The following is a 15,542-nucleotide window of genomic DNA, read 5'->3' as shown; positions in this document are numbered from 1 at the left end:
TCGAGGTACGGGGCCAGGGCCCGCTGACACTCCGCCAGACGCGCGTCGAACACCGGCGCACGACCCACCAGACCCGCCGCCATCCGCGCCGACTGCGCACCCTGACCCGGGAACACGAACACCGCACTCGTCCCGACGGCCGTACCCGTGACCAGGTTCCCCGCCGGCGCACCAGCCGCCAGGGCGTCCAGCCCCGCCAGCAACTCCTCCGCGCTCGACCCGACCACAGCCGCCCGCTGGTCGAACGTCGACCGGGTGGCGGCGAGAGACCAGCCCACCGCCGCCGCGTCGAGGTCGGCGTGCGCGCGGACGTGCCGGGCCAGGCGAGCGGCCTGACCGGCCAGCGCGCCCTTCGACCGCCCCGACACCGTCCAGACGACGACGTCGGAGGCCACGAGCCCCGGGCTGCGATCCTCGGCGGCCTCGCCGTCGGGCTCCACGCTCTCGGCGGGGAGGTCCTCGGGCAGTTCGATGATGACGTGGGCGTTGGTGCCGGAGATTCCGAACGACGACACCGCCGCCCGGCGCGCCCGGTCCACGGCCGGCCACGGCCGCGACTCGATCGCCAGCTCGACGGCCCCGGAGGTCCAGTCGATGTGCGGCGACGGCTCGTCCACGTGCAGCGTCGCGGGAACCACGCCCTCCCGCATCGCCAGCACCATCTTGATCACACCGGCGACGCCGGCGGCGGCCTGGGTGTGGCCGATGTTCGACTTGACCGAGCCGAGCAGCAGCGGCTCGTCGCGCTCCTGCCCGTACGTGGCGAGCAGGGCCTGCGCCTCGATCGGGTCGCCGAGCGTGGTGCCCGTGCCGTGCGCCTCGACCACGTCCACATCGGCCGCGGAGAGCCGCGCCGAGGCCAGCGCCTGCCGGATCACCCGCTGCTGCGAGGGACCGTTCGGGGCGGTCAGCCCGTTCGAGGCGCCGTCCTGGTTGACGGCACTGCCCCGCACGATCGCCAGCACCTCGTGACCGTTGCGCCGCGCGTCCGACAGCCGCTCCACCAGCAGCACGCCCACACCCTCGCCCCAGCCCGTGCCGTCCGCACCCGCCGCGAACGCCTTGCACCGGCCGTCGGCCGCCAGGCCCCGCTGCCGAGAGAACTCCACGAACAGCCCGGGCGTCGCCATCACGGTCACGCCGCCGGCGAGGGCCAGGTCGCACTCGCCACGCCGCAGCGACTGCACCGCCAGGTGCAACGCCACAAGCGACGACGAACACGCCGTGTCCACCGACACCGCCGGCCCCTCCAACCCCAACGCGTACGCCACCCGACCCGACACCACACTCGCGGCGTTGCCCGTTCCCGCGAAGCCCTCCACCTCGTCCCCCGCCACCATCAGCAGGGCCCCATAGTCCTGACCATTCGTGCCCACGAACACCCCTGTTCGCGAACCCCGCAGAACCCCAGGCTCAACCCCTGCCCGCTCGACCGCCTCCCACGAAACCTCCAGGAACAACCGCTGCTGCGGGTCCATGGCCAACGCCTCGCGGGGGGAAATCCCGAAGAAACCGGCATCAAACTCCGCCGCCTCGTAGAGGAAGGCGCCGCTGCGGACGTAGGAGGTGCCGGTGGAATAGGGGTCGGGGTCGTAGAGGCGCTCGACGTCCCAACCCCGATCGCCGGGGAGGTCCGACACGGCGTCGCGGCCGGCGTGCAGCATCTGCCAGAACCGCTCGGGATCGTTGGCCCCGCCGGGGTAGCGGCAGGACATGGCCACGATGGCCACCGGCTCGTCGTCGCCGAACGCCACCGGGGCGGCCTCGACGGCCACGGCGGCCTCCCCGCCCAGTTCCTCGTGCAGGTGCCGGGCGAGCGCGGTCGGCGACGGGTAGTCGAAGACCAGGGTCACCGGCAGCCGCAGCGAGGTGGCGGTGGCGAGCCGGTTGCGCAGTTCCACCGCGGTCACCGAGTCGAAGCCGAGGTCGCGGAACGCGTGGTGCGGGTCGACGGCCTGGCCGTCGGCGTACCTGAGGACCGTGGCCGCCTGGTCGCGGACCAGGTCGAGCAGCGCCTGCTGGCGCTCGGCGGCGCTCATCCGGGTGAACGCGCCGGCCGGGCCGGCCTCGTCGGTCTCCTTCGTCTCGGCCAGTCCCTTGGTGGCCTGCAACCGCTGCGCCTCGGGGATCTCCGAGATCAGCGGGCCGGGCCGGGTGGCGGTGAACGCGACGAAGAACCGCTCCCAGGCGATGTTCGAGATGGTCAGGAACGTCTCGTCGTGCTCGACGGCCTGGTGCAGGGCCGCGACGGCGAGCCGCGGCGGCATCTCGGGCGCGCCGTGGCGGTGCAGCATCCGGCCGAACTCGCCGTCGGCCATGCCGCCGCCGCCCCAGGCGCCCCAACCGATGGAGGTGGCGGGCAGGCCGAGGGCGCGGCGGTGCTCGGCGAGGGCGTTGAGGAACGCGTTGCCGGGGGCGTAGTTGCCCACGCCGGAGCTGCCGACGGTGCCGGCCATCGACGAGAACAGGATGAACGCGTCGAGGTCCAGCTCGCGGGTCAGCTCGTGCAGGTTCAGTGCGGCGGTGACCTTCGCGCTGAGCGCGTAGTCGACCTGGTCCAGCGTCAGCGAGTTGATCACCGAGTCGTCGAGCACGGCTGCGGTGTGCACGACTGTGGTCAGCGGGTGCTCGGACGGCAGGTCGGCGAGGACGGCGGCGAGCGCCGAGCGGTCGGCGGCGTCGCAGGCGGCGACTGTGACCCGGGCGCCCAGTGCGACCAGTTCGGCCTCGAGGTCGGCGATGCCCTCGGCCTGCCGGCCGCGCCGGCTCACCAGCACCAGGTGGGCGGCGCCGTTGGCGGCGAGCCAGCGGGCCATGTGCCCGCCGAGCGCGCCGGTGCCGCCGGTGACCAGGGCGGTGCCGGAGGGCCGCCAGGCGCGCGGGGCGGGCGTGTCGCCGAGCGGGGCGTGCAGCAGTCGCCGGCCGAACGCGCCGGCCCACCGCAGCGCGACCTGGTCCTCCCCGTCGGCAACGGCGAGGACGCGCACGAGCCGGCGGCCGGCCGCGTCGTCGAGCTCGTCGGGCAGGTCGACGAGGCCGCCCCAGCGGTCCGGGTGCTCCAGCGCGGCGACCCGGCCGAAGCCCCAGGTGAGCTGCTGGAGCGGGTGCGGCAGCGGGTCGGCCGGGCCGGTCGCGACGGCGCCCCGGGTGAGGCACCACAGGGGCGCGCGGACGCCGGCGTCGCCGAGCGCCTGCACGAGGGTGACGGTGCCGGCGAAGCCGACCGGCACGGACGGGTACGCCGGGGCGGGCGTCTCGTCGAGCGGCAGCAGCGACACGATCCCGGCGGGGCGGGGGCCGCCGTCGGCGAGGTCGCGCAGCCGGGCGGCGAGCGCCGCGCGGTCCGTGCGGTCGGCGTCCAGCGCCAGCGGTACGACGGTGCCGCCGTGGCGCCGCAACGCCTCGGCGCAGAAGCCGGCCTCGGCCGCGCCGGTGTCGTCGGGGCCGGTCAGCAGCCACCAGGTGCCGGTGACGGCCGGCTCGCCGGAGGCGTCGGGGGCGACGGGCGTCCAACTGTCCCGGTACCGCCACGAGTCCACGGTGGCCTGGTCGCGGTGCCGGCGACGCCAGGCGGCGAGCACCGGCAGCACGTCGGCGAACGCCGTCTCCGGGACGGGCCCCGGCTCGGTCGTGGCGGAGAGTTCAGCCGTGAGCGCGGTCAGGTCCTCCGCCTCGACGGCCGCCCAGAACCGGGCGTCGACCTCGTCGTCGGCCACGGCACCGGCGGTCCCGACCGCGGGGGCGGGCGCGGTCGACGGCTGCGGCCAGTAGAGCTGCCGCTGGAACGGGTACGTGGGCAGGTCGAGGCGACGCCCGGCGAGGCCGGCGAAGGCGGGCCGCCAGTCCACGGCCGTACCTCCGGCCCAGACCTCGGCCAGGGCGCGCAGGAAGCGGCCGAGGCCGCCCTCGCCCCGGCGCAGGCTGCCGGTGACGGTGACCGCGTCCGGGTCGGCGGCGGCCAGCTCGACGCTCTCCTGCGTGGCCATCGTCAGCACGGGGTGGGCGCTGACCTCGACGAAGGTCTGGTAGCCGGCGGCGACGAGGCTGCGTACCGCTTCGTCGAAGCGGACGGTCTGCCGCAGGTTGCGGTACCAGTAGTCGGCGTCGAGGGCGGCGGTGTCGAGCCAGTCCCCCTCGACGGTGGAGCGGAACCGGACCTCGCCGGTGCGGGGCCGCAGCCCGGCGAGCAGTTCCAGGAGCTGCTCGCGCAGTTGCTCGACGTGGGCGGAGTGGGAGGCGTAGTCCACGGGGACGCGGCGCACCCGCACCTCGTGGGACTCGTAGTGGGCGACGAGCTCGTCGAGGGCGGCGCCGTCGCCGGAGACCACGACGGAGGTGGGTCCGTTGACGGCGGCCAGGGCGATGCGGCCGGCCCAGCGGGCGATCGTCGCGGTGGCCTCGTCGGCGGTGGTGGCGACCGAGACCATGCCGCCGTCCCCGGCGATGCCGGCGATGATCCGGCTGCGCAGCGCGACCACGGCCGCCGCGTCGTCGAGGGTGAGGCCACCGGCGACGTACGCGGCGGCGATCTCCCCCTGGGAGTGGCCGACGACGGCTCCGGGGCGCACCCCGTACGACTCCCAGAGCGCGGCGAGCGAGACGCTGACCGCGAACAGGGTGGGCTGCACGACGTCGACGCGCTCCAGCGACGGGGCGTCGGGCGCGCCGCGCACCACGTCGGTCGGTGACCAGTCGACGTACGGGCGCAGCGCCTCGGCGCAGGCGGCGAACGTCTCCGCGAAGACGGGGGCGGTGTCGAGCAGCTCGGCGGCCATCCCGGCCCACTGCGATCCCTGGCCCGGGAAGACGAACGCGACCTCGCCCGGCGTGCCGGGGGCGCGGGTGACGGTCTGCGGGCCGGGCCGGCCGGCGGCGAGCGCGTCGAGGGACGCGGCCAGGTCGTCGCGGTCGGCGGCGAAGACGACGGCCCGGTGGTCGTGGGCGGCGCGGGTGGCGGCCAGCGACCAGCCGACGTCGGCGAGCGCGTCGTCGTCCACTGTGCCGAGGTGCTCGCGCAGGTCCCGGGTGCGGGCGGTGAGGGCGTCGACGGTGCGCCCGGAGAGCACCCAGGGCAGCTCCCCGGTCGGCACGTCGGCCGCCGGTCCGGGCTCCGGCTCGTCGGCGGGGGCCTGTTCGAGGATGGTGTGCACGTTGGTGCCGCTGATCCCGAACGAGGAGACGGCGGCGCGGCGTACCCCGTCGGCCGGCTCCCACGGCCGGGCGGAGGTGAGCAGCTCGACGCTGCCGCCGGTCCAGTCGACGTGCGGGGTGGGCTCGTCCACGTGCAGCGTGGGCGGCAGCACCCCGTGCCGCATCGCCAGCACCATCTTCATCACCCCGGCCACACCCGCCGCCGCCTGGGTGTGCCCGATGTTCGACTTGATCGAGCCGAGCCACAACGGCCGGTCGGCGGGCCGGTCCTGGCCGTACGTGGCGATGAGGGCCTGCGCCTCGATCGGGTCGCCGAGGGTGGTGCCGGTGCCGTGCGCCTCGACGGCGTCCACCTGCTCGGCGGTGAGTCCGGCGTTCGCGAGGGCCTGCCGGATCACCCGCTGCTGGGCGGGGCCGTTGGGGGCGGTGAGGCCGTTGGAGGCGCCGTCCTGGTTGACGGCGCTGCCGCGCAGCACGGCGAGGACCGGGTTGCCGTCGCGGCGGGCGTCGGAGAGCCGCTGGAGCACCAGCAGGCCGACGCCCTCGCCCCAGCCGGTGCCGTCCGCGGCTCCGGCGAACGGCTTGCACCGGCCGTCGGCGGCGAGACCGCGCTGGCGGGAGAAGCCGACGAAGATGCCGGGGGTGGCCATCACGGTGGCGCCGCCGGCCAGGGCCAGGTCGCACTCCCCCGTCTGCAGGGCCTGCGCGGCCAGGTGCATCGCGACCAGCGACGACGAGCAGGCCGTGTCGACGGTGACGGCCGGGCCGTGCAGCCCGAAGGTGTACGCCAGCCGGCCGGAGATGACGCTGGCGGAGGTGCCGGTGGCGAGGTAGTTCTCGTCCACGTCCCCGGTGGCCATCAGCAGCGAGCCGTAGTCCTGGCCGTTGGTGCCGACGTACACGCCGGTGCGGCTGCCGCGCAGGGCGGTCGGGTCGATCCGGGCCCGCTCGAACGCCTCCCAGGTGGTCTCCAGCAGCAGCCGCTGCTGCGGGTCCATGGCGAGGGCCTCGCGGGGGCTGATGCCGAAGAACGCCGGGTCGAACTCGCCGGCACCGGCGACGAAGCCGCCCTCCCGGACGTAGCTGGTACCGAGGTGCTCGGGGTCGGGGTGGTACAGCTCGGCGAGGTTCCAGCCGCGCTCGCCGGGCATCAGGCTCAGCGCGTCGGTGCCGGTGGCCAGCAGGTCCCAGAGCTGCTCGGGCGAGGTGACCCCGCCGGGGAAGCGGCAGCTCATGGCGACGATGGCGATCGGTTCGCGGTCACGGCCGGTGCCGTCGGCGACCACCTCGCCGGTGGTGTGCCCGGCGGTGAGGCCGTGCAGGTGGGCGGCGAGTTCGGCGACCGTGGGGTGGTCGAAGACCAGCGTGGCGGGCAGGGTCATACCGGTCTCGGCGGTCAGCCGGTTGCGCAGCTCGACGGCGGTGAGCGAGTCGAAGCCGAGGTCACGGAAGGTGCGCTCGGGCAGCGGCCGCCCGGCCGGGTAGCCGAGCACGACGGCGGCCTGGGTGCGTACGAGGTCGGCGAGCTGCGGCAGGGACCGGCCGACCACCACGGCGCGGACGGGACCGGTGGGCACGGCGGGCACCCCGGGCAGGGCGGCGATCAGTGGCGTGGGCCGGCCCCAGGACGCGGCGAGGCGTCCCCAGTCGACGGCGGCGACGGTGACCGCCGGCTCGGCGGTGTTGACCAGCCGGCCGAGGGCGGTGACGGCCTCGGCGGCGGGGAGCGCGTCGACCCCGCCCCGGGCGAGCCGGGCGGTCAGGGCGGCGGCCATGCCGTCCTCAGCCCAGGCGCCCCAGGCGATGGCGGTGGCGGGCAGGCCCTGGTCGCGTCGCCAGGCCGCGAACGCGTCGAGATAGGCGTTGGCCGCCGCGTAGTTGCCCTGCCCGGCACTGCCGATGACGCCGGCGAGGGAGGAGAAGAGCACGAACGCGTCGAGGTCGCGGTGGGCGGTGGCCTCGTGCAGGACCCGGGCGGCGCGGACCTTGCCGTCGAGGACGGCCTGCATCCGGGTCAGGTCGAGCCCGTCGAGGACGCCGTCGTCGATCACGCCGGCGGTGTGCACGACGGCGGTCAGCTCCGGCAGCCCGGAGACCAGAGCCTCGACGGCGGCCCGGTCGGTGACGTCGCACCCCACCACCCGCACCGCACCCAACTCGGCCACCAACTCCGCCGCACCCGGCGCCCCCGGACCCCGCCGCGAGGCGAGGACCACCTCACCGGCCCCGTTCGCCAGCAACCACCGCGCCACATGCCGACCCAACACACCCGTACCACCGGTCACCAGCACCGTCCCGGCAGGCCGCCAACCCACACCCACCGGCGGCACGGCCGGCACCAGCCGCCGGCCGAGGACGCCCTGGGGGCGGATCGCCACCTGGTCGTGCCCGGCGTCGGCGAGGACGGCGAGCAGCGCGTCGGCCGTGGCGCGGTCGGCGCGGGCGGGCAGGTCGACCAGGCCGCCCCAGCGGTCCGGCTGTTCGAGGGCGACGACCCGCCCGAGGCCCCAGGCCAGGGCGGCCCACGGGTCGGTGAGGGTCTCGCCGGCCCCGGCGCGCACGGCGCCCCGGGTGAGGCACCAGAGTCGGCCGGGCAGGCCCGCGTCGGCGAGCGCCTGGGTGAGGGTGAGCAGCAGCGCGGCGCCGACGGAGACGGCCGGGGCGTCCGGCAGCGCCCGGTCGGTCGCGGGCAGCACGCAGAGCACGCCGGCCCAGCCCTGCTCGCCGTGGCCGCGCAGCAGCCCGGTCAGCTCGGCGCGATCGACGCCCGGGGCGACGGTCAGGGTGTCGACGTGGGCGCCGGCACCGGTCAGCGTGCCGGCCACCCCGGCGTCGTCGTTGTCGGCGGTGACGACGAGCCAGCGGCCGGTCAGCGCCGGAACGGCGGCGGGGCGTACGGGTTCCCACTCGACCCGGTAGGTCCAGCCGTCCACCACGGCGTCGCGCTGCCGGGCCCGCCGCCACGACGACAGCACCGGTACGGCCGGGGCGAGCGCCTCCACTGCCGCGGGATCGTCCTGCACGGCCAGGTGGGCGGCGACCCCGGTCAGGTCGCCACGCTCCACGGCCGCCCAGAAGTCCCCCTCGGCGGCGTCACCCGGCACGGCCGTCGCGGCGGTGCCGCCGACCTCGGGCCAGTAGCGCTGGTGCTGGAAGGCGTACGTGGGGAGGTCCACGCGGCGCGCGCCGGTGTCGGCGAACCACTGCCGCCAGTCGACCGCCACCCCGCGCACGTGCAACTCGGCCAGCCCGGCCAGCAGCCCGTGCGCCTCGGGCCGGTCCGCGCGCTGCGCGGCGACGGCCAGCACGGCGTCGTCGGCGGGCAGGATGTCGGCCGCCATCGCGGTCAGTACGCTGCGCGGGCCGATCTCCAGGAACGTGTCCGCCCCGGCGGCGCGCAGCGCGGCGACCCCGTCGGCGAAGCGGACGGCCTCGCGGACGTGGCGCACCCAGTAGTCGGGCGTGCGGATCTCGTCGGCGTCGGCCAGTGCCCCGGTCACGTTCGACACGACCGGCAGCGACGGCGCGGCGAAGGTGAGCTTGTCGAGCACCGCGCGGAACCGGGCGAGCATCGGCTCCATCAGCGGACTGTGGAACGCGTGGCTGACGGTGAGGCGGCGGACGCGTATGCCCCGCTCACGCCAGACCCGCTCCACCTCGTCGAGGGCCTCGACGGCGCCGGAGACCACGACGGCCTGCGGACCGTTGACCGCCGCGATCCCCACTCCGGCCAGCCCGTCCAGCGTGGCCGCCACGTCGGTCTCGGTGGCCGCGACGGCCAGCATCCCACCCCCGGCGGGCAGCGCCTGCATCAACCGGCCCCGCGCCGTCACCAGCGCGCAGGCGTGCTCCAGCGACAGCACCCCGGCCACACACGCGGCCGTGACCTCGCCGATCGAATGGCCACCCACGAAATCCGGCACGACCCCGAAGGACTCGACCAACCGGAACAACGCCACCTCGACGGCGAACAGCCCCGCCTGTGTGAACACCGTCTGGTCCAGCAGGTCGGCGTCGGCCGAGCCCTCGGCGGCGAAGAGCACCTCGCGCAGCGGGCGCGGCAGGGCCCTGTCCAGGTGCCCGCACGCCTCGTCGAGGGCGGCGGCGAAGACGGGAAACTCCGCGTACAGCTCCCGGCCCATGCCGGCGCGCTGCGCGCCCTGGCCGGAGAAGAGCACCGCGAGCTGGCCGCGCGGCGCGCCGGCACCGAGCACGGCGGTGCCGGCCGGTTCCCCGGCGGCGAGGGCGCGCAGCCCCGCGAGCAGTTCGTCGCGGCCGGTCGCGGACAGCACGGCCCGACGGTCCAGGGTGGAGCGGGAGGTGACCGACGAGAAGGCCACGTCGAGCGGGCGCAGGGTGTCGTCGGCGGCGAACCGGGCGGCCCAGCGGCCGGCCTGCGCGGCGAGCGCGGCGTCGGAGCGGGCGGAGAGCAGCACGGGGGCCACCGTGCGGGCCTGCGGCGTGGTCGGCTCGGCCTCGGCCTCGACCTCGGCGGGAGCCGGGGCCTGCTCGATGATGGTGTGCGCGTTGGTGCCGGAGACGCCGAACGACGACACGGCGGCCCGGCGCGGCCGGTCCACGGCCGGCCACGGCGTGACGGCGGTGGCGAGGGTGACGGCCCCGGCGGTCCAGTCGATCTGCGGCGACGGCTCGTCGACGTGCAGGGTGGACGGCACGACGCCGTGCCGCATCGCCAGCACCATCTTGATCACACCGGCCACGCCGGCGGCTGCCTGGGTGTGCCCGATGTTCGACTTCACCGACCCGAGCAGCAGCGGCGCGGCCTCGTCGCGGTCCTGCCCGTACGTGGCCAGCAGCGCCTGCGCCTCGATCGGGTCGCCGAGCCGGGTGCCCGTGCCGTGCGCCTCCACCACGTCGACCTGCTCGGGCGTGAGCCGGGCGTTGCCGAGGGCCTGGCGGATGACCCGCACCTGGGAGGGGCCGTGCGGGGCGCTGAGCCCGTTGGACGCGCCGTCGGAGTTGACCGCGCTACCGCGTACCACGGCGAGCACCGGGTAGCCGTGCCGCTGCGCGTCGGAGAGCCGGGTGAGCAGCAGCATGCCGATGCCCTCGGACCACGAGGTGCCGTCCGCGCCGGCGGCGAACGCCTTGCACCGCCCGTCGGCGGCGAGACCGCGCTGCCGGCTGAAGCCGACGAAGACCGCCGGGGTGGGCATCACCGTCACGCCGCCCGCCAGGGCCAGCTCGCAGTCGCCGTTGCGCAGGGCCTGCGCGGCCAGGTGGATGGCGACGAGCGAGGACGAGCAGGCGGTGTCGACCGTGACCGCCGGCCCCTCCAGCCCGAGGGTGTACGCGACGCGGCCGGAGATGACACTGGTGGCGTTGCCGGTGAGCAGGTGACCCTCGCCGTTCTCGGCCTGCGCCATCATGCCGTCGTAGCCGTGCGACGACGCCCCGACGAAGACGCCGGTACGGCTGCCCCGGACGGCCGGCAGCGGCAGCCCGGCCCGCTCGAACGCCTCCCAGGAGGTCTCCAGCAGCAGCCGCTGCTGCGGGTCCATGGCGAGGGCCTCGCGGGGCGAGATGCCGAACAGGTCGGCGTCGAAGTCGGCGGCGGAGTAGACGAAGCCGCCCTCGCGCACGTAACTGGTGCCCGGGTGGTCGGGATCGGGGTGGAAGAGGTTCTCCAGGTCCCAGCCCCGGTCGGCGGGGAACGGCCCGATCCCGTCGCCGCCGTCGTGCACGAGCTGCCACAGCGCCTCGGGGCTGTCGACGCCGCCCGGGTAGCGGCAGCTCATCGCCACGATGGCGATGGGCTCGGAGTCCCGGCTCTCAAGCTCGCGCAGCCGACGCCGGGTACGCCGCAGCTCCGAGGTCGTACGCTTCAGGTACTCGACGTACCTCTCGTCCTCGTTGCTCACCGTGGACCTACCTCACTCGGCATGCCGATGTCGTTGCGGCTGGTGGTCACGACGTCTCCAGCTCGCGGTCGATCAGGTCGAAGATGTTCTCGGCGGTGGCCGACTCCAGGTCGTCGTCGCCGTCCGCGTCCGCCTGCCGCTCGGTCAGCCGGCCCAGCAGGCCGTGCAGCCGGTCGGTGATCCGGCGGAACTCGTCGTCGGCCGGGTCCAGCCCGACGAGCGCCGCCTCCAGCCGGTCGAGTTCCCGGCCCGCCGCCGACGGCTCGCCGGCCGGGCTCACCGGGGCGAACTGCCCGGCCAGGTGGACGGCGAGCGCCTCGGGCGTCGGGTTGTCGAAGACCAGCGTCGCCGGCAGCCGCAGCCCGGTGGCCGCGCCGAGCCGGTTGCGCAGCTCCACGGCGGTCAGCGAGTCGAAGCCGAGTTCCCGGAACGCGCGGGTCGGCTCGATGCCGGCCGGGTCGCCGTGGCCGAGAACGACCGCCACGTGCGCCAGCACCAGGTCGCGCAGGGCACGTACCCGCTTGTCGTCGGGCAGGGCGCGCAGCGTCTCGGCGTACGCCTGCCCGTCGGCGGCCTCGCCGGCCGCGGCCCGGCGGCCGGCGGCGCGGACCAGGTTGGTCAGCAGCGGGTGTACGGGCGACCCGGGCGCGGCCACGCCGGTGGCGATCTTGGCGGGCATGAGTGTCGCCCGCTCCGAGCGCCAGAGAGCGTCGAACAGGGCGAGCCCCTCGGCGTCGGAGAGCGCCGCCATGCCGCCCCGGTCGAGGCGGCGGATGTCGGCCGAGTCGAGGTGGCCCGTCATGCCGCTGGCCTGTGCCCAGCGGCCCCACGCCAGCGCGACCGCCGGCAGGCCGAGGGCCCGCCGGTGCTCCGCCAGCGCGTCGAGGAACGCGTTGCCGGCGGCGTAGTTGCCCTGGCCCGGACCGCCGAACACGCCCGCGGCGGCGGAGAAGAGCACGAACGCGCTCAGGTCGTGGCCGAGGGTGGCCCGGTGCAGATTCCACGCCACGTCGACCTTGGGCCGCAGCACCGCGGCGAGGCGGTCGGGGGTGAGCGACTCGACGGTGGCGTCGTCGAGGACGCCGGCGGCGTGCACGACGGCGCGCAGCGGATGCCGCCGGTCCACCATGGACAGCACGTCCGCCACGGCGTCCGGGTCGGCCAGGTCGGCGGCGACGATCGACACGTCCGCGCCGAGCGCCTTCAGGTCGGCGAGCAGTTCGTCGGCGCCCTCGGCGTCCGGGCCGCGCCGGCTGACCAGCAGCAGCTGCCGGGCGCCGTGCGCGGTGACCAGGTGCCGGCAGAGCAGCGCGCCGAGGGTGCCGGTCGCCCCGGAGACCAGGACCGTGCCGTCGAGCCGGGGCGCCTGCGGAATGCTCAGGGCCAGCTTGCCGACGTGCCGGGCCTGGCTGAGGAAGCGGAACGCCTCGGGGGCGCGCCGGACGTCCCAGGTGCGCCGGGGCAGGGGCCGCAGCGCAGCGGCGGCGAAAAGCGCCATCAGTTCGCCCAGCATCGCGCCGATCTTCTCCGGGCCGGCCTCGATGAGATCGAAGACCTGGTAGCTGACGCCCGGGTGGTCGGCGGCGACCCGCCGCGGGTCCCGCTTGTCGGTCTTGCCCATCTCGACGAACCGGCCGCCGTCGGCGAGCAGCCGCAGCGACGCGTCGACGTACTCGCCGCGCAGGGAGTTGAGCACCACGTCGACGCCCCGCCCGCCGGTGCGGTGGGCGAACTCGTCGGCGAAGTCGAGGCTGCGGGAGGAGGCGAGGTGCGCGTCGTCGAAGCCGGTGTCGCGCAGCGCCGGCCACTTGCCGGGGCCGGCCGTGCCGTAGACCTCCGCGCCGAGGTGGCGGGCGATCTGCACGGCGGCCATGCCCACGCCGCCGGCCGCCGCGTGCACGAGCACGGACTCGCCCGCGCGCAGCCGGGCCAGCTCCACCAGCCCGTACCACGCGGTCAGGAAGACCACGGGCACGGCGGCGGCGTCGGTGTAGGACCAGCCGTCGGGGATGCGGGTGACCAGCCGGCGGTCGGTGACCGCCGCCGAGGCGAACGAGCCGGAGAAGATGCCCATCACCCGGTCGCCGGGGGCGAGGTCGGCGACGCCCGGCCCCACGCCGAGCACCACGCCGGCGCCCTCGTTGCCCAGCACCTCCTGGTCGGGGACCATGCCGAGGGCCAGCACCACGTCGCGGAAGTTCAGCCCGGAGGCGCGCATCCCGACCAGGACGTGGCCCGCCGGCAGTTCCCCGCCCGCCTCGGGACCGGGCAGCAGGGCGAGGTTCTCCAGGGTGCCCTTCTCGGTGACGTCGAGGCGCCACGGCACCTCGTCGGCGGGCAGCGGCAACACACCGGCGTCGCGGGCCCGGGCCAGCCGGGGCACGAGCGGCGCGCCGTCGCGCAGCGCGAGCTGCGGCTCGCCGGAGGCGACGGCCGCCGGGACGGCCGCCAGGGAGGCGGCGGCGTCGTCGGTGTCGAGCAGCGTGAACCGGCCGGGGTGCTCGGACTGCGCCGAGCGGACCAGCCCCCACAGGGTCGCCCGGGCCAGGTCGCAGGGGGCCTCGCCCGGGGCCGCGCCGACGGCGCCCCGGGTGTGCAGCACGAGCCGGGACCGCTCCAGCCGGGGTTCGCCCAGCCACTGCCGCACCAGCGCGAGGGCGTCGCGGGCCGCGTCGTGCGCGGCCTCACCGGCCCGCTGCGGGTCCGGCTCCGCGCCGGAGCGCAGGTCCAGCACCACATCGGGTACGTCCCCGGACTCCCCGATCTCGGCGATCAGCGCCGCCAGGTCGGCGTGGGACCGCACCGGGTGCCCGGCGGCGGCGAGCGCCCCGGCGAGGCCGAGGGTGTCGTCGCCGAGCAGCGCCCAGCGGGCCTCCCCGGCCGCCGCGCCGGTGTCCGTCAACGGCGTCCAGTCCAGGTGGAACACCGACGTGCGGCGCAGGGCGGCGGCCTCGTCGGCCCGGCCCGCGGCGACCGGGCGGAACGTCAGCGACTCGACGGTGGCGACCGGCTGGCCGGCGGTGTCGGCGAGCGTGACCGCGACGGTGTCCGGGCCGAGCGGGCGCAGCCGCGCCCGCAGCCGGGTGGCGCCGTGGGCGTGCAGGGCGACCGAGCGGAAGGCGAACGGCATCCAGCCCGCCCCCGAGGTGTCCGCCGCGTCGCCGAGCAGGGCGGTGACGCCGCTGGCCTGGAGGGCCGCGTCGAACAGGGCCGGGTGCAGCCCGAAGCGGGATGCGTCGGCGCTCGCCTCCTCGGGCAGGGCCACCTCGGCGTAGACCTCGCCGTCGCCGCGCCACACCCGGCGCAGCCCCCGGAAGGAGGGGCCGTAGCCGAGGCCGCCCTCGGCCGTCTGCACGTACCAGGCGTCCAGGTCGGCGTCGACCTCGACGGCGTCGGCCGGCGGCCACTGCCCCGGTACGGCGGTCGGGGCGGGCAGCTGCGGCAGGAGGAGTCCCTCGGCGTGCCGGGTCCACTCGGCGTCGGCGTCCTCTTCGGGGCGGGAGTGCACGGTGACGCTCCGCTCGCCGGTGTCGGCGGGCGGGCCCACTCGTACCTGCACCTGCACCGCGCCGGTCGCGGGGAGCACCAGCGGGTTGATCAGCGTCAGGTCGCCCACCTGGCCGGCGTCGACCTCGTCGCCGGCCCGGACCACCATGTCGACGACGCCGGTGCCGGGGACGATCACCGCCCCGCCGACGGCGTGGTCGGCCAGCCACGGGTGGGTACGCACCGACAGCCGCCCGGTCAGCACCACCGTCCGGTCGTCGGCGACGGGTACGGCCGCGCTGAGCAGCGGGTGCCCGGTGTCCTGGAGGCCGGCCGAGGCGACGTCGCGTACGCGGTGCGCGGGCGCGTCCAGCCAGTAGCGTCCCCGTTCGAAGGCGTAGGTGGGCAGTGCCACCACGTCGGTCTCGGCGAGGACGGCCGTCAGGTCGACGGGCAGGCCGATCGCGTGGGCGGTAGCCAGGTTGGTCAGCAGCCGCGTCGGATCGTCGTCGCCCCTGCGCAGGCTGCCCAGGGTGTGCCCGGTGGCGCCGGCGTCGTCCAGGATCGCCGTCACCGGCATCGTCAACACCGGGTGGGGGCTGATCTCGATGAACGTGGTGTGCCCGGCGGCGACAGCGACGCGCACGGCGGCGTCGAACTGCACGGTCTGCCGCAGGTTGTCGTACCAGTAACCGGCGTCCATCGAGGACGGGTCGACCCAGTCCCCCGTCAACGTCGAGACGAGCCGAGTGTGCCCCGGCTGCGGGCTCACGTCGGCCAGGTCCGCGCGCAACTGCTCCGCGACGTCCTGCACCGCCACGGAGTGCGACGCGTAGTCCACCGGGATCAACCGCGCCCGCACCCCGTCGGCCTGACACGCCTCCACCAGATCCGCAACCGGCTGCGGCGGACCCGACACCACCACCGTCGACGGACCGTTCACCGCCGCCACCCCGACACCCGGGAACGCCGACAGCCGCTCAGCCACCGCCTCCGCCGACAGGTCCACCGACGCCATCGTCC

2 protein-coding genes are annotated in these 15,542 nt (G+C 76.0%); both read right to left on the bottom strand.

The window, feature by feature from the left end; translation table 11 throughout:
- On the bottom strand, positions 1 to 11,033 hold an 11,033-nt coding region (locus tag DQE82_RS30375; protein WP_113974886.1), incomplete at its 3' end, for a type I polyketide synthase.
- Between the two features lie 46 nt (positions 11,034 to 11,079).
- Positions 11,080 to 15,542: SDR family NAD(P)-dependent oxidoreductase (locus DQE82_RS30370; RefSeq protein WP_113974885.1), on the bottom strand; the 4,463-nt coding region annotated here is incomplete at its 5' end.

The organism is Micromonospora sp. LHW51205, from assembly GCF_003315815.1.
Lineage (GTDB): Bacteria > Actinomycetota > Actinomycetes > Mycobacteriales > Micromonosporaceae > Micromonospora > Micromonospora chalcea.
Note: the sequence above shows the minus strand (reverse complement) of the source record. Positions and strands in the feature narration are given on the sequence as shown.